Below are 651 nucleotides of genomic sequence, written 5' to 3'. Positions count from 1 at the left end.
AGCCGGCGTTCGGCGTGAAGATGCCGGTGAAGGTCCGGTTGTCGCTGGTGCCCAGGACGCCCATCGTGCCGACGACCGTGCCGGCGCCGTCCTTCACGCTGACGTCGCCAGCCGTGAAGGTACCCGCGGCGGCCGGTTCGCTCAGGGTGAACGTGATGGTCGGATCGGCATCGCTGGCGATGAGCAACAGGTCGGAGGACGTGATCGCCGTGACTGATGGCGCGACCTTGTCGACCAGGATGCCGAGCACGGACGACGCCAGGTTGCCATTGCCCGACAGGCTGGTGAACTGATTCGCTGCGACGCCGATCAGGGCCGTGCCCGCGAACCCGGCATTGGGCGTGAAGGTGCCGGTGAAGGTCTGGTTGTCGGCCGTGCTCAACGCGCCCATCGTGCCGACGATGTTGCCGGCGCTGTCGGTGAGGCTAATGTCACTGGCTGTGAACGTGCCAGCTGCGGCCGGCGGGTTGATCACGAAGGTGATTGTGGGATCGGCGTCGCCGGCAATGATCGAGGTGTCGTTGGACAAGACGGAGACGGTCGGCGACGTCTTGTCCACTTCGATGCTGAGCGCGGTCGAGGCGGTGTTGCCGTTGCCCGGCACATCGGTGAACCGGGAGCCCGCAACGCTGATCAAGGCCGCGCCTGTGA

Annotated in this window: 1 protein-coding gene; it reads right to left on the bottom strand. The window is 66.2% G+C overall.

Features of this window, described 5'->3' with window-relative positions:
• Nucleotides 1-637: Ig-like domain-containing protein (locus tag AQ12_RS21180; RefSeq protein WP_048441968.1), on the bottom strand; the 637-nt coding region annotated here is incomplete at its 3' end.
• Between the last annotated feature and the right edge of the window lie 14 nt (nt 638-651).

Origin of the sequence: Caenimonas sp. SL110, assembly GCF_001044395.1 — a bacterium.
In the GTDB taxonomy this organism is placed as follows: Bacteria; Pseudomonadota; Gammaproteobacteria; order Burkholderiales; family Burkholderiaceae_C; genus Ramlibacter.
The sequence above is the reverse complement of the archived record's forward strand: the minus strand, read 5'-3'. Positions and strand labels throughout refer to the sequence as shown.